Origin of the sequence: Bradyrhizobium sp. SZCCHNRI1009 (genome assembly GCF_032487575.1) — a bacterium.
Taxonomy (GTDB): Bacteria; Pseudomonadota; Alphaproteobacteria; order Rhizobiales; family Xanthobacteraceae; genus Bradyrhizobium.
In genome coordinates this window covers 334,817-353,071 of sequence record NZ_JAUEUL010000001.1, presented here as the reverse complement: position 1 = coordinate 353,071, position 18,255 = coordinate 334,817, and the positions used below count along the sequence as shown (strand labels likewise).

At 67.1% G+C, this 18,255-nt stretch carries 13 protein-coding genes; 5 read left to right on the top strand and 8 right to left on the bottom strand.

Annotated elements, in window-relative coordinates; translation table 11 throughout:
• Window positions 1–143: 143 nt before the first annotated feature.
• From metF to QX010_RS01610, 5 genes are all read left to right on the top strand, one after another.
• Window positions 144–1,061 (top strand): methylenetetrahydrofolate reductase [NAD(P)H], encoded by a 918-nt coding sequence (metF, locus tag QX010_RS01630; RefSeq protein WP_315805757.1) that lies wholly within the window; start codon window positions 144–146, stop codon window positions 1,059–1,061.
• On the top strand, window positions 1,061–4,930 hold the full coding sequence (gene metH / locus QX010_RS01625; protein WP_316177200.1) for a methionine synthase: 3,870 nt from the start codon (window positions 1,061–1,063) through the stop codon (window positions 4,928–4,930). The genes metF and metH overlap by 1 nt, the downstream gene beginning before the upstream one ends.
• 337 nt (window positions 4,931–5,267) lie before the next feature.
• Entirely contained in the window at window positions 5,268–6,401 is a 1,134-nt protein-coding gene (locus tag QX010_RS01620; protein WP_315805755.1) for an ABC transporter permease, read from the top strand.
• The gene (locus QX010_RS01615) at window positions 6,398–7,117 is read left to right on the top strand and encodes an ABC transporter ATP-binding protein (RefSeq protein ID WP_315805754.1); all 720 of its coding nucleotides are present in this window, start codon (window positions 6,398–6,400) and stop codon (window positions 7,115–7,117) included. The genes QX010_RS01620 and QX010_RS01615 overlap by 4 nt, the downstream gene beginning before the upstream one ends.
• A complete protein-coding gene (locus QX010_RS01610) occupies window positions 7,114–8,136 on the top strand; it encodes an HlyD family secretion protein (protein WP_316177197.1) in 1,023 nt (340 codons plus the stop codon). The genes QX010_RS01615 and QX010_RS01610 overlap by 4 nt, the downstream gene beginning before the upstream one ends.
• Before the next feature lie 255 nt (window positions 8,137–8,391).
• Here QX010_RS01610 and QX010_RS01605 read toward each other — a convergent pair whose 3' ends face one another.
• From QX010_RS01605 to pimA, 8 genes are all read right to left on the bottom strand, one after another.
• Window positions 8,392–9,024 (bottom strand): glutathione S-transferase family protein, encoded by a 633-nt coding sequence (locus QX010_RS01605; protein ID WP_315805752.1) that lies wholly within the window; start codon window positions 9,022–9,024, stop codon window positions 8,392–8,394.
• 60 nt (window positions 9,025–9,084) lie between these two features.
• Window positions 9,085–9,678 carry a GNAT family N-acetyltransferase gene (locus QX010_RS01600; RefSeq protein ID WP_315805751.1) on the bottom strand — a complete coding sequence of 198 codons (594 nt, stop codon included), beginning with the start codon at window positions 9,676–9,678 and terminating at the stop codon, window positions 9,085–9,087.
• Between the two features lie 9 nt (window positions 9,679–9,687).
• Complete coding sequence (gene glpK / locus QX010_RS01595) at window positions 9,688–11,190, bottom strand: glycerol kinase GlpK (protein ID WP_316177195.1); 1,503 nt, start codon at window positions 11,188–11,190, stop codon at window positions 9,688–9,690.
• A 355-nt stretch (window positions 11,191–11,545) separates the two neighbouring features.
• Window positions 11,546–12,319, bottom strand: a complete 774-nt coding sequence (locus tag QX010_RS01590; RefSeq protein ID WP_315805749.1) for an SDR family oxidoreductase — start codon at window positions 12,317–12,319, stop codon at window positions 11,546–11,548.
• A 214-nt stretch (window positions 12,320–12,533) separates the two neighbouring features.
• Window positions 12,534–13,676, bottom strand: coding sequence for a pimeloyl-CoA dehydrogenase small subunit (gene pimD, locus QX010_RS01585; protein WP_316177193.1), 1,143 nt, complete (start codon window positions 13,674–13,676; stop codon window positions 12,534–12,536).
• Window positions 13,677–13,821: 145 nt separating this feature from the next.
• The gene (pimC, locus tag QX010_RS01580; protein WP_315805747.1) at window positions 13,822–15,012 is read right to left on the bottom strand and encodes a pimeloyl-CoA dehydrogenase large subunit; all 1,191 of its coding nucleotides are present in this window, start codon (window positions 15,010–15,012) and stop codon (window positions 13,822–13,824) included.
• Window positions 15,013–15,274: 262 nt separating this feature from the next.
• Window positions 15,275–16,462, bottom strand: a complete 1,188-nt coding sequence (locus QX010_RS01575) for an acetyl-CoA C-acyltransferase (protein WP_315805746.1) — start codon at window positions 16,460–16,462, stop codon at window positions 15,275–15,277.
• A gap of 19 nt (window positions 16,463–16,481) precedes the next feature.
• Window positions 16,482–18,146, bottom strand: a complete 1,665-nt coding sequence (gene pimA, locus QX010_RS01570) for a dicarboxylate--CoA ligase PimA (protein ID WP_316177191.1) — start codon at window positions 18,144–18,146, stop codon at window positions 16,482–16,484.
• Window positions 18,147–18,255 lie beyond the last annotated feature (109 nt).

Here is an 18,255-nt window from a genome sequence, read left to right as displayed (position 1 = left end):
AAATCCGCTTCTTGCCATATCAGTGGGCCAAATCCCATTTCTGGTGGGCTGTTTATTGCAGCGCCCTTCCCTTATCTTGGCACATCCAGAGGCCGATCCCCTCTTGAGTTGAAATTTACGCCCCAGCCGGAACCTGCGTTGCCATGACCGACCTCGCCACCGCCATTGCCGACGGCCACACCGCGATTCCCCGGCCGAAGATCTCGTTCGAGTTCTTCCCGCCGAAGACCGAGGAGATGGACCGGACGCTGTGGGCCTCGATCGAGCGCCTCGCCCCGCTGGAGCCGAGCTTCGTCTCGGTGACCTATGGCGCCGGCGGCTCGACGCGCGAGCGCACCCACGCCACGATCGCGCGCATCCTGAAGGAAACCGCGCTGCTGCCGGCGGCGCATCTCACCTGCGTCGGCGCTTCGCGCCACGAGATCGACGAGGTCGTCGACCGCTATCACGAGGTCGGCGTCCGCCACATTGTGGCGCTGCGCGGCGATCCGCCCGGCGGCATCGGCACGCCCTACTACACCCATGCCGAAGGCTATCAGAGCTCGCCCGAGCTGATCGCCGGCATCAAGAAGCGCCATCCCGATATCGAGGTCTCGGTCTCGGCCTATCCGGAGAAGCACCCCGAGAGCCGCGACTTCGACGCCGACATCGACATGCTCAAGGCCAAGGTTGACGCCGGCGCCACCCGCGCCATCACCCAGGTGTTCTTCGACAACGATCTCTACTTCCGATACCTCGACCGTGTCCGCGCCCGCGGCATCACGATCCCGATCGTGCCCGGCATCATGCCGATGCACAATTTCAAGCAGGCGCGCGGCTTCGTGACCCGCGCCGGCACGACGGTGCCGGACTGGCTGGCCGAAAAATTCGACGGTCTCGACGACGATCCCGAGACCCGCAAGCTGGTCGCGGCGACCGTCGCCGCAGGCCAGGTGCAAAAGCTCGCCAAGCATGGCGTCGACACCTTCCATTTCTACACCATGAACCGCGCCGACCTCGTGTTCGCGATCAGCCATCTGCTCGGCATCCGTCCGAAGTCCGCCAACAAGGCTGCCGCCTGATGTCCGCCCCTGTATCTCCAGCGCGTACCGCCTTCCTTGACGCTGCCCGCGAGCGCATCCTGATTCTCGACGGCGCCATGGGCACGATGATCCAGGCGCTGCAGCTCGACGAGGCCGCCTTCCGCAGCGAGCGGTTCCGCGACTTCCATCGTGACCTCCGCGGCAACAACGACCTGCTGATCCTCACGCAGCCCGACGCCATCGAGGACATCCACGCGCAATATCTGCGCGCCGGGGCCGATATCGTCGCCACCAATACGTTCTCGGCGACCTCGATCGCGCAGGCCGATTACGACCTCTCCGACATCATCTACGAGCTCAACCGCGAGGGCGCCCGGCTCGCGCGCAATGCCGCGACCCGCGTCGCCGCCGAGGACGGCAAACAGCGCTTCGTCGCCGGCGCGATGGGTCCGACCAACCGCACCGCCTCGATCTCGCCTGACGTGTCGAACCCCGGCTACCGCGCCGTGACCTTCGACGATCTCCGGCTCGCCTATGGCGAGCAGGCGCGCGGGCTCTTGGATGGCGGCGCCGACATCCTGCTGCTCGAGACCATCTTCGACACGCTCAACGCCAAGGCGGCGCTGTACGCCATCGCCGAGCTCTGCGAGGAGCGCGGCATCGACGTGCCCGTGATGATCTCGGGCACCATCACCGACAAGTCCGGCCGCCTGCTCTCGGGCCAGATGCCGGAGGCGTTCTGGAATTCGGTCCGTCATGCCAAGCCGCTGACCATCGGCTTCAACTGTGCGCTCGGCGCCGAGGATCTGCGCGCGCATGTCGCCGACATCGGCCGCGTCGCCGACACGCTGGTCTGCGCCTATCCCAATGCCGGCCTGCCCAACGAGTTCGGCCAGTACGACGAGACGCCGGCCTACATGGCGCGACTGATCGGCGAGTTCGCGTCGGCCGGCCTCGTCAACATCGTCGGCGGCTGCTGCGGCACCACCCCCGACCATATCGCCGCGATCGCCGCCGCCGTTGCCCCGCACAAGCCGCGCGCCGTGCCCGAGATCGCGCCGCGGCTGCGGCTGTCGGGCCTGGAGCCGTTCGAGCTGACGCCCGCCATTCCCTTCGTCAATGTCGGCGAGCGCACCAACGTCACCGGCTCGGCGAAATTCCGCAAGCTGATCACCGCCGGCGACTACACCGCGGCGCTGCAGGTCGCGCGCGACCAGGTCGAGAACGGCGCCCAGGTCATCGACGTCAACATGGACGAGGGCCTGCTCGATTCGGAAGCCGCGATGCGGACCTTCCTCAACCTCGTCGCCGCCGAGCCGGACATCGCCCGCGTGCCGGTGATGGTCGACTCCTCGAAATTCCGCGTCATCGAGGCCGGCCTGAAATGCGTGCAGGGCAAGCCGGTGGTGAACTCGATCTCGCTCAAGGAGGGCGAGGAGAAGTTCATTCACGAAGCGAAGATCGCGCGCCGGCACGGCGCCGCGGTCGTGGTGATGGCATTCGACGAGACCGGCCAGGCCGACACCTATCAGCGCAAGACCGAGATCTGCGCCCGCGCCTACAAGATCCTGGTCGAGACGGTCGGCTTCCCACCGGAAGACATCATCTTCGATCCGAACATCTTCGCGATCGCTACCGGGCTGGAAGAGCACAATAACTACGGCGTCGACTTCATCGAAGCGACACGCTGGATCCGCCATAACCTGCCGCATGCCCACATTTCCGGCGGCGTGTCCAATCTCTCCTTCTCGTTCCGCGGCAACGAGCCGGTGCGCGAAGCCATGCATTCGGTGTTCCTGTATCACGCCATCAAGGCGGGCATGGACATGGGCATCGTCAATGCCGGCCAGATGATCGTCTATGACGACATCGATCCGGAGCTGCGCCAGGTGTGCGAGGACGTCGTGCTCAACCGCGACCCCGGCGCGTCCGAGCGGCTGCTAGCGCTGGCAGAGAAGTTTCGCGGCCAGGGCAAGCAGACCAAGGAGGCCGATCTCGCGTGGCGCGAATGGCCGGTCGGCAAGCGGCTGAGCCACGCGCTGGTGCATGGGATCACCGAGTTCATCGATGTGGACACCGAAGAGGCCCGCGCTGCCGCGACCCGGCCGCTCGACGTCATCGAAGGCCCGCTGATGGCCGGCATGAACGTGGTCGGCGACCTCTTCGGCGACGGCAAGATGTTCCTGCCGCAGGTGGTGAAGTCGGCGCGCGTGATGAAGCAGGCGGTCGCCTATCTGATGCCGTTCATGGAGGCGGAGAAGGCCGCCAACAAGGGCCGCGCCAATGAGCGCTCCAACGCCGGCAAGATCGTGCTCGCCACCGTCAAGGGCGACGTGCACGACATCGGCAAGAACATCGTCGGCATCGTGCTCCAGTGCAACAATTTCGAGGTCATCGACCTCGGCGTCATGGTGCCCGCGGCCAGGATCATCGAGACGGCGAAGGCCGAGAACGCCGACATCGTCGGCCTGTCCGGCCTGATCACGCCTTCGCTCGACGAGATGGCCTATCTGGCGTCCGAGCTGGAGCGCCAGGGTCTCAATGTGCCGCTGCTGATCGGCGGCGCCACGACGAGCCGCGTCCATACTGCGGTCAAGATCGATCCGAACTACCAGAATGGCCCGGTCGTTCACGTCAACGACGCCAGCCGCGCCGTCGGCGTCGCCTCCTCACTGCTGTCGCCGGAGCGCAAGGATGCCTACGCCACGGAGGTTCGCAGCGAGTATCAGAAGATCGCCGCGGCGCATCTGCGCGGCCAGGCCGACAAGAAGCGGCTGAAGCTCGCGGACGCCCGCGCCAACGCGCCGAAGATCGACTTCGCCAAGGCGAAGCCGGTGAAGCCGACCTTCCTCGGCACCAAGACGTTCGTCGACTATGACCTCGCCGAGCTCGTGCCCTATATCGACTGGACTCCGTTCTTCCAGACCTGGGAGCTCGCCGGTCGTTTTCCTGGCATCCTCGACGATGCCAAGGTCGGCGAGGCCGCGCGGGCGCTGTATGACGACGCGCTGAAGATGCTCGAGCGCATCGTCGACGAGAAGTGGTTCACGGCGCGCGCCGTGATCGGCTTCTGGCCGGCGAACGCCGTCGGCGACGACATCGTGCTCTATGCCGACGACGGCCGCACCCAGGAGGTCGCGACGCTGCACACGCTGCGGCAGCAACTCGAGAAGCGCGAGGGCCGCTTCAACACCGCGTTGTCCGATTTCGTCGCGCCTGTGGATGCCGGCGTGCCGGACTATGTCGGCGGCTTCGTCGTCACGACGGGCCTCGGCGAGGACGCCGTCGCCGACCGCTTCAAGAACGCCAATGACGACTACTCCTCGATCCTGGTCAAGGCACTGGCCGACCGCCTCGCCGAAGCCTTTGCCGAACGCCTGCATGCCCGCGTCCGCCGCGAGTTCTGGGCCTACGCCCCGGACGAGGCGCTCTCCGCCGATGACCTGATCCTGGAGAAGTATCAGGGCATCCGCCCGGCCCCCGGCTATCCGGCGCAGCCCGACCACACCGAGAAGGCGACCTTGTTCGAGCTGCTCGATGCCGAGAAGAATGCCGGCGTCCGCTTGACCGAGAGCTTTGCGATGTGGCCGGGCTCGTCGGTCTCGGGCCTCTATTTCGCCTCGCCGGAGAGCTTCTATTTCGGCGTCGGCAAGATCGAGCGCGACCAGGTCGAGGACTACGCCGCGCGCAAGGGCATGACGGTGACCGAGGTCGAGCGCTGGCTGGCGCCGATCCTGAACTACATCCCGGCGAGGGGCGGCCAGCAGGCAGAGACGCCTCGCGCAACCGCTGCGCCCGCTCCCGCAGCAGCCAACGACGCCGCGCCCGCGGAGCTCGCCAGTCATCCGGCCGGCTGCACCTGCGCCGTGCATCTGGCCTGGCGCAAGAAGGCGGTCGGCGCGAAATAGCCGGCGCAGTCACCACGCCCACAACTGTCGTCCCGGCGAACGCGGGGACCCATACCGCGTGATGTATCGGTCGTACGCGATGGCGGAGACCGAGCTCACCAACAACTTTCCGGGGTTATGGGTCCCTGCGTTCGCCGGCACGACACCTCGTGGTGGCGGACGGCTCTCGCCTCTCATCGGCGTTCGCGACACCGAGGGTTGGAGCCATCCTCCGTGTCTCCGGCGCCACGACCGCTCCGAATGACAAGGCGCCACAGTCGCCGCCAGCCGATGCGGCGTGGACATCGCCGCCGTAACCGGCTGAAATAGGCCCGGGGCCTTCGGGTGGTTTTGGTTCATGTCGTTGCAGTTCAGGCTTGCGTCGCGAAACCTGTTCCATGACAGGCTGCGCTTCATCGCGACCATCATCGGCATCATCTTCTCGATCGTGCTGGTGACCGTGCAGATGGGTCTCTATGTCGGCTTCCGCCGGATGGTCACGACCATGATCGACCACTCCCCGGCCGAGCTGTGGATCATGCCAGTCGGCACCAAATGCTTCGAGGACCCCTCGCTGCTCGACGAGCGGCAGCGGTTTCGCGCGCTTGCGGTTCCCGGCGTGGCGGAGGCGACGCCGCTGGTGATCGGCTATGCGCAATGGCGGCTGCCGCAGGGCACGACGACGCCGGTCTTCGTGGTCGGCTCGGAGCTGCGCGGACTCGGGCTGCATCCCTGGAACGTGGTGGAGGGACGGCTGGACGACCTGTCGGTGCCGGGCGCGGTCGCGATCGACCGGACCTATTTCGAGCGGCTCGGCATCACCGGCGTCGAGCAGGCCGCGGAGCTGCGCGATCGCAAGGTGCAGGTGATGGCGGTGACCAAGGGCATCCGCTCGTTCACGACGACGCCTTACGTTTTTACCGATGTGGAGCGCGCGCGGACCTATACCGGCATCGCGCCGAACAAGGCGTCCTATCTGCTGGTGAAGCTGACGCCCGATGCCGATCTCGGCACGGTGCAGCAGGCGTTGCGCGACAACCTCGGCAATGTCGATGTGCTCACCGCAGCCGAGTTCCGCAACCGCAGCCGCTCGTTCTGGCTGTTCGGCACCGGCGCCGGCGCGGCGCTGTTCGCCGGCGCGCTGCTCGGACTGATCGTCGGCACCGTGATCGTGGCGCAGACGCTCTATTCCAGCACAAAGGATCATATCAACGAGTTCGCGACGCTGCGCGCGATCGGCTCGACCAGCCGCTACATCTACACCGTCATCATCTGGCAGGCGCTGCTCAGCGCCATCGTCGGCTTCGCCGGTGCCGCCGGCATCGGCAAGATCGTGGCGGCGGCGACGGCGGAATCGGCGCTGCCGGTCATCATGACGCCGGCGCTGACGGTCGCGTTGTTCGTGCTGACGGTGACGATGTGCATCGGCTCGGCGATCGCGGCGATCCTCAAGGTCATGCGCATCGATCCGACGCTGGTGTTCTCGCGATGACCGAGACCGTGCTCGAGGCCACCGATCTCGTGCATCACCTCGGCCAGGGGGCCGGCCGGGTGCAGGCGCTGAAGGGCGTGAGCCTGTCGCTGAAGGGCGGCGAGCTGGCGCTGCTGATGGGTCCCTCGGGCAGCGGCAAGACGACGCTGCTGTCGATCCTGGGCTGCCTGATGACGCCGGATGGCGGAACCGTGCGGGTTGCCAGCCAGCCGGTCGCGGGGCTCGATCCCGAGGCGCTGGCGAAGCTGCGCCGCGAGCGCATCGGCTTCATCTTCCAATCCTATCATCTGTTTCCGACGCTGAACGCCGAGGACAACGTCCGGCTCGCGCTCGACGTGCGCGGCGAGCGCGCGCGGGCGGCGAAGAAGGCGGCGCGCGAGGTGCTCGACAGGGTCGGCCTCGGCCCGAAGAAGCGGTCGTTCCCGCGCCAGCTCTCGGGCGGCGAGCAGCAGCGCGTCGCGATCGCCCGCGCCATCGTCGGCAAGACGCAGGTCATTCTCGCCGACGAGCCGACCGGCGCACTCGATACCGCCAACGGCCAGGCGATCATGACCCTGCTCGCCGATATCGCCAGGGATCCGTCGCGCGCGGTGCTGGTGGTGACGCACGATCCGCGCATTCTGCCGTTTGCCAATCGCGTCATCCACATCGAGGACGGCCGCATCGTCCGCGAGGAGAGCGGCGGCGAGTCCATGAAGAAAGTCTCGCACGCATGATATCGGGAATTCCAGAACGCGCTCACCTGCTCGGGCTCGTCGCCGCGGCTGCATTGGCGATCATCGTCACGCCGACCTCGATTCCACCGACAGCGCGCGCCGCCAATGCCCAGGAGGAACGCTGGCTGGCCGTCGCACCCGGCCGGGTCGAGCCGGCATCCGGCCTGATCAAGCTTGGCGCGCCGGTGGTCGGGCCGATCCAGGAGGTGCTGGTCAAGCCGAACGAGACCGTGTTCGCCGGCCAGGCGCTGGTGCGGCTCGGCGACGCCGAAGCCCGCGCGCAGCTCGCCAGCGCCGAGGCGCAGGCCGCGATGCGCAAGCGCGTGCGCAACAAGGAGTCGACGCCGTCTGGCGCGGGTCCGCGGCGCCGCGCCGAAGACGGCCTCGCCGATGCGCAGGCGGCGGTGTTCGACGCGCGTGCTGCGCTCGACAAGGCCGTGGCCGAGCGGCGCGCCGGGCGCGGCGCCGATGCCGATGTCGACACCGCACGCACGCAACTGACAGCCGCGCAGGCGAAGCTGGAGCAGCAGGCCGACGAGCTGCGCAAGGTCACCGCGGATGCGCCGCTGCCGGTCAGCGCCGAGGGCCAGCTCAACGTCGCCCGCAGCGAACTGCAGGGCGCCCGCGCCACGTTGGAAAAGCTCACCATCCGCGCGCCGCTCGACGGCGCGGTGCTGCAGGTCAATGCGCGCACCGGCGAGATCGCTTCGCCGCAGACAACGCCACCGCTGGTGCTGCTCGGCGATACGTCCTCGCTGCGCGTGCGCGCCGAGCTCGACCAGCGCGACCTCGACAAGATCAAGGTCGGCCAGCAGGCCGTGGTCCGCTCCGACGCCTTCCGCGGCCGCGACGTGGCCGGCAAGGTCGCCGCCATCGCCCCGCTGGTCGAGAGCAGCCGCACGGCTGCGCTCAGCCAGCGCAACATGACCGATGTCGACGTGGTGGAAGTGCTGGTCGATCTCGCCGAGCCGGGTCCGTTCGCGGTGGGCATGAAGGTGGACGTGTATTTCAGGCCGTGAGGGCTGGTGGCTCGACTGCGCTCCGCGCCTGGCTGCACAGCTTCTCCTGGCGGGCTGAGGTGAGAACATCTCTCGCCGCTGGCGCGGTGCACCTCGCCCCGCTTGCGGGGAGAGGTCGGATTGCATCGCCAGATGCAATCCGGGTGAGGGGGTGCAGGTCTTTCCGCTGACACTTCTCGTGCGGCTGCCCCTCTCCCCGTGAGGAACGGGAGAAGGAGCGCACCATCGCCGGGGCGACGGCTCGCTCCAACGAGCTCAATCCCCGCTCGGCGGCGCCAGTGGCTGGACGAAAGCCTGGAATGGCGACAGCGCCTCACAGCGGGCGGCGTGCGTGGCCAGCGCCGGGTAACGCGTCGCGTCGAACAGATGCGGATGCGCCTCGCGGGTGAAGCGCAGGACGCAGGCGACGGCGATGTCCGCGTGGCCGATGCGCTCGCCATACCAATAATCCGTCGTCGCGGCGGCGCGCTCCGCCTCCAGCATCGCCAGCACGCCGGAGATCTGCGTCTCGCAACGCGCGACCCACAGGGCCAGGCGGTCCTTGCGCAGCACGCGCTCATAGATCAGGCTGACGGCCTTGTCGCCGAGACCGGTCGCGAGCGCGATCGTATGCAGCTGCCTGCGGCGCGGCGCGCCGCTGCGCGCCAGCATGGCACGCTCGGGCCCGACGGCCTCATCGAGGTGATCGAGGATCGCCGCCGAATCGATCAGCGCCTCGCCGTCATCGAGCACCAGCACCGGCACCCGGAGCAGCGGATTGTACGGCGCGATCTTGTCGGCATCGCCGAAGGTCGACCACGGCTTGTGCTCGAACGGGATGCCGTAGAGCTCGAGTGCGATCGCGGTGCGGCGGACGAAAGGCGAGTCGTATTGGCCGATCAGGAACATCGGTTATCCTCCTGTGCGGCGCATTGAAGCGCCGTTCGGCGCCGTTGTCAGCTGCCACGTTCAGGCGAGCAGCGGCACATGCGCGGCGACAGAACGCGGCAGGGTACCGTCGAGGCGGGGATCGGGGGCGATCTCGATCTGGCGGCGATAGGGGCGGAAGCCGGAGCGCTGGTAGAAGGCCAGCGCGCGCGGATGATCGAAGCTGCAGGTGTGGACCCAGAGCCGCGTCAGCGGCTGCGCCCAGGCGCGGCGCAGCGCATGGTTCATCAGCAGGCGTCCGGCGCCGGTGCCGATCAGCCTGTCGGTGACGCCGAACAGCACCAGCTCGCAATCGGTCTTGTTGCGGAAGTCGAGCTCCAGCAGGGCTTCGTCACCGCCGTCATGCGCCAAGGTGTAGATCTCGACTCCGTCGGCGCGAACTGTCTTGGCAAGCTCCGCATCGCTCATCCGCGTGCGCTGCGACCACAGCCACTCCCAGCCGACGCGGGCATAGAGGTCGCGGTACCAATCGAGATCGGGCTGCGCGACGCGGCGAATGCTCCAGTCGCCGATCGGATCCGGCGGCAACACCGGCGGCGCCACCATTTCCAGCGAGGTCACCACGGCCGCGACCTTGCCGTGTGGAACGTCGTAGTGGCCGTCGGGGACCGACATGCCGTTCACCTACTCGCCCTCGTCGCTCGCCAGCACGCCCTTCACGGCGCGGGCCCAGCCGGCGAGCTTGCGCTCCCGCGTGGCCGCGCTCATCGCCGGCCGGAAGCGGTGCTCGAGCCGCCAATTGTCGGCGAACTTTTCCGGCTCCGGATAGACGCCGGCGTTGAGGCCGGCGAGATAAGCGGCGCCGAGCGCGGTGGTCTCCTGAATCATCGGACGGTCGACTGGTGCGTCGAGCAGGTCGGCGAGACGCTGCATGGTCCAGTCCGATGCGGTCATGCCGCCGTCGACGCGCAGCACGATCGTGGCTGCGGACGCATCGGGCCAGTCGGCGCGCATCGCGGCCCACAGATCGTAGGTCTGGTAGCACACGCTCTCCAGCGTGGCATGCGCGAGCTCGGCGGGGCCGGTGTTGCGGGTCAGGCCGAACAGCGCGCCGCGCACGCGCGGATTCCAATACGGTGCGCCGAGGCCGACGAAGGCCGGCACCAGATAGACCGATTGCATCGAGTCGGACTTGTCGGCGAGCGGGCCGGTTTCGGCGGCATGCTTGATGATGCCGAGCCCATCGCGCAGCCATTGCACGGCCGAGCCGGCGACGAAGATCGAGCCTTCGAGCGCGTAGGTCCGGACGCCGTCGAGCTGATAGGCGATGGTCGTCAGCAGCCTGTTGTTCGATTTCACCGGCGTGGCACCGGTATTGAGCAGCGCGAAGCAGCCAGTGCCGTAAGTGGACTTCATCATGCCCGGCGTGAAGCAGGCCTGGCCGATGGTCGCCGCCTGCTGGTCGCCGGCGATGCCCGCGACCTTGATCGGACCGCCAAACAGGTCGGGCGTGGTGGTGCCGAACTCAGCCGAGGAATCTTTCACCTCCGGCAGCATCGAGCGCGGCACGCGCAAGAGCTTCAGCAGCGCATCGTCCCACTGCCCGGTGTGAATGTTGAACAGCAGCGTGCGCGAAGCGTTGGTGGCATCGGTGGCGTGCACCTTGCCGCCGGTCAGCCGCCACAGCAGGTAGCAGTCAACGGTGCCGAACATCAGCTCGCCACGCTCGGCGCGCTCGCGCGCGCCCGGCACGTGATCGAGGATCCATGCGACCTTCGTGCCGGAGAAATAGGGATCGATGATCAGGCCGGTCTTCGCGCTGACCTCCGGCTCATGGCCTTCGGCTTTGAGACGCGCGCAGATGTCGGCCGTGCGGCGGTCCTGCCAGACGATGGCGCGGTGGACGGCCTGGCCGGTGGCGCGGTCCCACACCACGGTGGTCTCGCGCTGGTTGGTGATGCCGATCGCGGCGATGTCCTTGGCCGCCAGTCCCGCCTTCTCCAGCGCATCGCGGCAGGTCATCACCGTCGAGGTCCAGATGTCCTCCGGCTCGTGCTCGACCCAGCCCGAGGCCGGAAAATGCTGCGGGAATTCCTGCTGCGCCACCGCGGCGATCGAGATGTCGGAGCGGAACACGATCGCGCGCGAGGACGTGGTGCCCTGATCGATGGCCAGCACGAAGGACATGGGGCTTCTTCCCGGGAGTTGACGACGTTGGGCCGACAAGCAAGCGGATTGGCGGGGGAAGGTCAAGGAGGTTGGGAGCGCGCGACGTCCTTCTGGAAAAAGTGGAGAGTTCGCACCTTACGAGCATCCAACCCCGTGTCCGAACTTGGCTGGGACCACTGCGCTGCGCATGGCTGGGCCCTCTCCCCTTGTGGGAGAGGGCCACACCGCCGACAGCCGCAAGCTCACTCGGGTGAGCGGTTGGCGCCACATGCGCGCTCTGAGTACGCGGAGAGAGACCCCTCACCCGGTTGCGCTTCGCGCAACCACCCTCTCCCACAAGGGGAGAGGGTGCGGCTATCGTGTGGAGAGATTTTTACACCGCCGCCGTCGTGACGCCGCCGTCGACCACGATGGTCTGCCCCGTCATGAAGGTCGAGGCATCCGACGCCAGATACGCCACCGCGCCGGCGATCTCATGCGGCTCGCCGATGCGGCGGAGCGGGGTCGTCGCGCAGCGCTGTTTCAGGCGGGCTTCGTCCTCCCACAGCGCGCGGGCGAAGTCGGTCTTGATCAGGCCCGGCGCGACGCAGTTGATGCGCACGCCTTGCGGGCCCCATTCGCCGGCAAGGCTGCGGCACAGCGCGAAGTCGGCGGCCTTGGAGATGCCGTAGGCGCCGATCACGGTCGAGCCGCGCAGTCCTCCGATCGAGGACACGATGACGACCGAGCCTTTGCCGCGCGCGGCCATCGGCGGGATCGCCTTGGCGCAGAGCCAGAGATTGCTCTTCACGTTGGAGGCCATGATCTTGTCGAAGGCCTCGTCGGTGATGTCAAGCAGCGGACCGTAATACGGGTTGACCGCAGCATTGCAGACGAGGATGTCGACCTGGCCGTATTGGCTGACGGCGCCGTCGATCAGCGCATCGACCTCGGCGCGGCGCGAGATGTTGCAGGGGATGACGCGGGCCTCGCCACCGCTCGCGCGGATGCCGCTTGCCACTTCCTCGCAGGCGTCGGCCTTGCGGCTGGAGATCACGACCTTGGCGCCGAGCTGCGCCAGCAGCTCCGCAGAAGCACGGCCGATGCCACGGCTCGAGCCGGTGATGACGGCGACCTGGCCGGAGAGGTTGAAGGGATTGGGGATCATATTCTGCGTCCTCCGAGTCATTGCGAGGAGCGAAGCGACGAAGCAATCCAGGGCGACGCGTGACGCCCTGGATTGCTTCGCTACGCTCGCAATGACGGCTCAAAACAACCGAGCCGGCGTAGGCTCTCACGCTCGTCATGCGCGGGCTTGACCCGCGCATCCATCATCAAGGAGCGATGGGTTGCCGGGTCAAGCCCGGCAACGACGGACCATCTCAGATCAACCCACCCGCCTCGCTGACGCGGCGCGTGTGGTAGTCGGTGTCACCGAAGGTGCTCTCGATCATGGTCAGGCGCTTGAAGTAGTGGCCGATCTTGGCCTCCATCGTCATGCCGATGCCGCCGTGGAGCTGGATCGCCTGCTGGCCGACGAACTTGGCCGATTTGCCGATCTGCACCTTGGCCGCGGCGATCGAGGTGGCGCGCTCCTTGGCGTCGTCGAAGTCGGCGGCCATGGTGGCGAACATCGACATCGAGCGGGCCTGCTCCAGCGCGACGAACATGTCGGAGGCGCGGTGCTGCAGCGACTGGAACGAGCCGATCGCGACGCCGAACTGCTTGCGCGTCTTGATGTACTCGACCGTGGTCTTGAGCGACTCGTCCATCAGGCCGACGGCTTCCGCACACAGTGCGATGCGGGCCTCGTCGACGACGCGCTCGATCAGCGGCAGAGCGTTGGCAGGATCGCCGATCGCGGCGTCGGCGCCCACTTCCACACCGGTGAAGGTGATGTCCGCCGCGTGCAGGCCGTCCTGGGTCGGATAGCCCTTGCGGGTGACGCCCTTCGCGTCGGCCGGCACGATGAACACGCCGATGCCGGACTTGTCGCGCTGGCCACCGGAGGTGCGCGCGGAGACGATCAGGGTGTCGGCATTCTCGCCGTTGAGCACGACGAACTTCTCGCCGTCGATGACCCAGCCGTCGCCCTTCTTCTTGGCGGAGGTGGCGACATCGAACAGGTCGTAGCGCGACTGCTTCTCGAGCTGCGCGAACGCAAACGTCTTGCTGCCGTCGATGATTCCGGGCAGGTGCGCCGTCTTCTGCGCTGCCGAGCCGCCATGGCGGAGGAAGCCGCCGGCCAGCACGACCGTGGCGAGATACGGCTCCAGCACCAGCGCGCGGCCCATCGCTTCCATCACGATCATGGTCTCGACGCCGCCGGCGCCGAAGCCGCCGTCGTCCTCGGAGAACGGCAGACCGAGCAGGCCCTGCTCGGCGAGCTTGGACCACATCGTCCGGCTCCAGCCGCCCTTCTCCTTCATGTACAGCTTGCGCTTGTCGAAATCATAGGCATCCGCCAGCAGGCCGTCGATGCTGTCCTTGAGGAGACGCTGCTCCTCGGTGAGATCAAAATCCATTGGTTGACTCTCCAGTATCCCCATTCTCCGTCATGCCCGCGCTTGTCGCGGGCATCCACATCGGGCCTTCGCGGGGCTCCGCGTGGACGGCCAGGTCAAGCCCGGCCATGACGGCGTGCGTTGTCGAAGCGCTGCGGCTCACAGGTCAGAGCCCCAGCACCGCCTTGGCGATGATGTTGCGCTGGATCTCGTTGGAGCCGCCGTAGATCGAGACCTTGCGGTTGTTGAAGTAGCTCGGCGCGATCTGCGCGGTCCAATCCATGGTCTCGTTGCTGTCGTCGTCGCCATGGATGTCGTAGGGCGCGGCGAACGGACCGATCACCTCCATCAGCAGCTCGGTCGTGGTCTGCTGAATCTCCGAGCCCTTGATCTTCAGCACCGAAGACGCCGGATTGGGCTTGCCCTTGCCGTGCTTGCCCTCGTCGGCGACGACACGCAGCTGCGTCAGCTCCAGCGCCTTGAGCTCGACCTCGCACGCGGTGAGCTTCTCGCGGAACGACGGGTCTTCCAGCACCGGACGGCCGCCCGCCTCGATCTTGGCGGCGAGCTCCTTGATGCGGCGGATGCGCTCCTTGGAGACGCCGACGCGGGCGATTCCGGTGCGCTCATTGCCGAGCAGGAACTTGGCGTAGTCCCAGCCCTTGTTCTCCTCGCCGATCAGGTTCTCATAGGGTACCTCGACGTCGTCGAAGAACACCTCGTTGACCTCGTGGCCGCCGTCGATGGTCTGGATCGGACGCACGGTGACGCCCTTCGACTTCATGCTGAAGACGATGAAGGAGATGCCCATCTGCTTCTTCGCGGAGGGATCGGTGCGGCATAGGCAGAAGATCATGTCGGCGTGCTGGGCCAGCGTGGTCCAGGTCTTCTGGCCGTTGATGATCCACTTGTCGCCGCGGCGCTCGGCCTTGGTCTTCAGCGAGGCCAGGTCGGAGCCGGAGCCCGGCTCCGAGAAGCCCTGGCACCACCAGTCGTCGACATTGGCGATGCGCGGCAGATACTGCTTCTTCTGCGCCTCGTTGCCGAAGGTGTAGATCACCGGGCCGACCATGCTGACGCCGAAGGCGAGCGGCTGCGGCGCCGGATAGGCCTGCAGCTCCTCGTTGAAGATGTAGTGCTGCACCGAGGTCCAGCCGGTGCCGCCATATTCCGTCGGCCAGTGCGAGACGCCCCAACCCTTCTTGTTGAGGATGCGCCACCAGGTCACCATCTCGTCCTTCGACAGATGGCGGCCCTCGATCATCTTCCGCCGTGTCTCCGGCGGCACGTTGTCCTTGAAGAACTGCCGGACTTCCTCGCGGAACGCCTGCTCTTCCTTCGTGAATGCAAGATCCATTGGATCGCTCCCTTAGGTACTCGAATGGTTCGTTTCGCTCCGCTGTCGTCCCTGCCTAGTGCGCAATTGCGCACGCGGCGCAAGCGACCCATAACCACCGGCTAACGTTGGAGGCACAGGCGACTGCCATTGTGCCCCAAGCAACATCACGCGGTATGGGTCCCGGGTCTGCGCCCGCGAGCGCTGTTGCGCGCGCGGGCTTGCCCGGGACGACAGCTGTTTGAAATCCCGCGCGACGCTCGCCCGGGATGACGGCTGTTGTTTACTGCAGCACCTCGAACAGGCCGGCGGCGCCCATGCCGCCGCCGACGCACATGGTGACGACGGCGTACTTGGCCTTGCGGCGGCGGCCTTCGATCAGGGCGTGGCCGGTGAGCCGCGCGCCCGACATGCCGTAGGGATGGCCGACCGCGATGGCGCCGCCATTGACGTTGATCTTGTCGGGGTCGATGCCGAGCTTGTCGCGGCAGTACAGCACCTGCACGGCGAACGCCTCGTTGAGCTCCCACAGGCCGATGTCGTCGACGGTCAGCCCGTGGCGCTTGAGCAGGCGCGGCACCGCGAACACCGGGCCGATGCCCATCTCGTCGGGCTCGCAGCCATGCGCGACGAAGCCGCGGAAGATGCCGAGCGGCTGCAGGCCGCGCTTCGCCGCAGTGGCGTCGCTCATGATGACGCAGGCCGAGGCGCCGTCGGAGAGCTGGCTGGCATTACCCGCGGTGATCGAGAAGCCGTCGCCGCGCACGGCCTTGAGGCCGGCAAGACCTTCGGCGGTCGTCTCGGGACGCGGCCCCTCGTCCTGCGACAAGGTGACGTCCTTGAACGAGACATTGCCGGTGGCCTTGTCGGTGACCGCCATCTTGGTGGTGATCGGCGCCAGCTCGTCGTTGAACTTGCCGCCCTGCTGCGCGGCCGCGGTGCGGCGCTGGCTCTCCAGCGCATATTCGTCCTGCCGTTCGCGGGAGATGCCGTAGCGCTTGGCGACGATCTCGGCGGTGTCGATCATCGGCATGTAGACGTCGCCCTTGATCTCGAGCAGCGCCGGATCGGTGGCCTGGAAGCTGTTCATCTTGTCGTTCTGGACCAGCGAGATCGATTCGCCGCCGCCGCCGACTGCGATCTCGACACCGTCGAAGATCACCGAGCGCGCCGCGAGCGCAATCGCCTGCAGACCGGAGGCGCATTGGCGGTCGATCGTGGTGCCGCCGACCGACACCGGCAGGCCGGCACGCAGCAGCGCCTTGCGCGCGATGTTGCCGCCGGTCGAGCCCTGCTGCAAGGCCGCGCCCATCACGACATCCTCGACCTCTGCCGGATCGACCTTGGCGCGCTTGACCGCCTCGCCGATGGCGTGGCCGAGCAGCGTCGCGCCGCCGGTGGCATTGAGCGCGCCGCGATAGGCCTTGCCGATCGGCGTGCGGGCGGTGGAAACGATGACGGCATCGGTCATGGGCGACCTCCTGTTGTTGTCACTGATGTTTGATTTGAGACGCGGGTGATTGCTGCTGGCGCAGTTCGTGACGCGACAGCTTGCCGACCGGCGTGCGCGGCAGCTCGTCGACGTACTCGACCGCCGCCGGCAGCTCGTGCTTGCCGAGCTTGCCGGTGAGGAAGGCGCGGAGATCCTCGACCGGGAACGGCGCAAAGCCGTCGCGCAACTTGATGAAGGCCTTGGCCGCCTCGCCGCGATAGGCGTCGGGAATACCGATCACGATGACCTCCTGCACCGCCGGATGGGTGTAGATCGCCTGCTCGATCATCTGCGGATAGACGTTGAAGCCGCCGGAAATGATCATGTCCTTCTTGCGGTCGACCAGGAAGTAGAAGCCGTCGGCGTCGACATAGCCGATGTCGCCGGTCAGGAAATGATCGCCGACGAACGACTGCGCCGTTTCCTCCGGCCGGTTCCAATAGCCCTTGGTGACGTTCGGCCCCTTGATCCGGATCTCGCCGACCTCGTTCACGCCGAGCACCTTTGCGGGATCCTCGAGCGACACGACGTCCATCTCGATGCCGGGCAGCGTGATCCCGATCGAGCCGGGCTTGTCCGGGCCACCCTTGGGATGGGCGGTGCCGGGCGAGCAGGTCTCGGTCATGCCCCAGCCGCTCTTCAGCTTCATGCCGACGCGTCGCTCCAGGATGCGCGCGACCTCGACCGGCAGCGGCGCGCCGCCGGAGCCGACGCTGGTCAGCGACGACAGATCACGCTTGTCGAGATCGGGCAGGTTGGCGATCGCGATCCACATCGTCGGCACGCCGGGAAAATAGGTCGCGCGCTTGACCTCGATGTCGCGCATCACGGCGTCGAGATCGAAGCGCTGGTGCAGCGAGATCAGGCTGCCGAGGCGCAGCGAGGTCAGCAGCACCACCGTCAGTGCATAGATGTGGAACAGCGGCAAGACGCAGATCACGCGGTCGGAGCCGTTACCGTTTGCACGCGTCGCGCGGCCCCAGACTTCGGCGATCGACACCGCGGAGGTGAGATTGCCATGGGTCAGCATCGCACCCTTGGGCAGGCCGGTGGTGCCGCCGGTATATTGCAGCAGGGCGATGTCGTCGGGCGAGATCGAAGGCCACGCCATAGGCGCAACGGCGCCTTCGACGAAGGCGCGGTGCGTGATCACCGCGGGACTGTCCGGCAGCGCCGTCTGCGGCGTACCGACTTTGCCCCAATTATCATCCTCGCAGACGATCAGGCGATCGATCAGTCCCTTGGCGAGGAACTTCAGCGCGGTCGGCAGCAGCGCTGATAGGTTCGACGTGACGAGAATGCGCGCGCCGGAATCGCTGAGCTTGTGCGACAGCGCGATCTCGCCATCGAGCGGCGACAGGTGCACCACGCGGGCGCCGGCCTTGAGCGCGCCGAAGAAGTTGATCGGATGATCCGGCGTATTGCCGAGGAACAGCGCGATCGACGCGCCCTTGCCGAAGCCGGCGCGCAGGAACGCCGCGGCGGCCTGGTCGACGAGCGCCGCGAGTTGCTTGAAAGTGATGGGGCGGTCGCGGAATTCCAGCGCGTCGCCATCGCCGAAGTCACTGACCGCCTTTGCCAGCAGATCCGGCAAGGTGCCACGCGCGATCGGCGCGTCCCAGCGGACGCCTTCGGGATAGAACTGTTCGCCAGGATGGGTCATGCGAGCTCAATGTCCGTTGGCGTAAGACGGCCCCGCTGTCTCCGTTCCCTCCCCCCTTGTGGGGGAGGGTCAGGGAGGGGGGTGGCCCCGGGCGAGACTGCCCGTGTGG

Excerpts from the sequence above, each read along its gene's own strand:
- QX010_RS01605 (WP_315805752.1), bottom strand. The coding sequence starts at position 9,024 with ATGTTCCTGATCGGCCAATACGACTCGCCTTTCGTCCGCCGCACCGCG.
- pimA (WP_316177191.1), bottom strand. The coding sequence starts at position 18,146 with ATGACCCATCCTGGCGAACAGTTCTATCCCGAAGGCGTCCGCTGGGAC.
- QX010_RS01615 (WP_315805754.1), top strand. The coding sequence starts at position 6,398 with ATGACCGAGACCGTGCTCGAGGCCACCGATCTCGTGCATCACCTCGGC.
- pimC (WP_315805747.1), bottom strand. The coding sequence starts at position 15,012 with ATGGATCTTGCATTCACGAAGGAAGAGCAGGCGTTCCGCGAGGAAGTC.
- QX010_RS01610 (WP_316177197.1), top strand. The coding sequence starts at position 7,114 with ATGATATCGGGAATTCCAGAACGCGCTCACCTGCTCGGGCTCGTCGCC.
- metF (WP_315805757.1), top strand. The coding sequence starts at position 144 with ATGACCGACCTCGCCACCGCCATTGCCGACGGCCACACCGCGATTCCC.
- metH (WP_316177200.1), top strand. The coding sequence starts at position 1,061 with ATGTCCGCCCCTGTATCTCCAGCGCGTACCGCCTTCCTTGACGCTGCC.
- QX010_RS01620 (WP_315805755.1), top strand. The coding sequence starts at position 5,268 with ATGTCGTTGCAGTTCAGGCTTGCGTCGCGAAACCTGTTCCATGACAGG.
- QX010_RS01575 (WP_315805746.1), bottom strand. The coding sequence starts at position 16,462 with ATGACCGATGCCGTCATCGTTTCCACCGCCCGCACGCCGATCGGCAAG.
- QX010_RS01590 (WP_315805749.1), bottom strand. The coding sequence starts at position 12,319 with ATGATCCCCAATCCCTTCAACCTCTCCGGCCAGGTCGCCGTCATCACC.
- glpK (WP_316177195.1), bottom strand. The coding sequence starts at position 11,190 with ATGTCCTTCGTGCTGGCCATCGATCAGGGCACCACGTCCTCGCGCGCG.
- pimD (WP_316177193.1), bottom strand. The coding sequence starts at position 13,676 with ATGGATTTTGATCTCACCGAGGAGCAGCGTCTCCTCAAGGACAGCATC.
- QX010_RS01600 (WP_315805751.1), bottom strand. The coding sequence starts at position 9,678 with ATGTCGGTCCCCGACGGCCACTACGACGTTCCACACGGCAAGGTCGCG.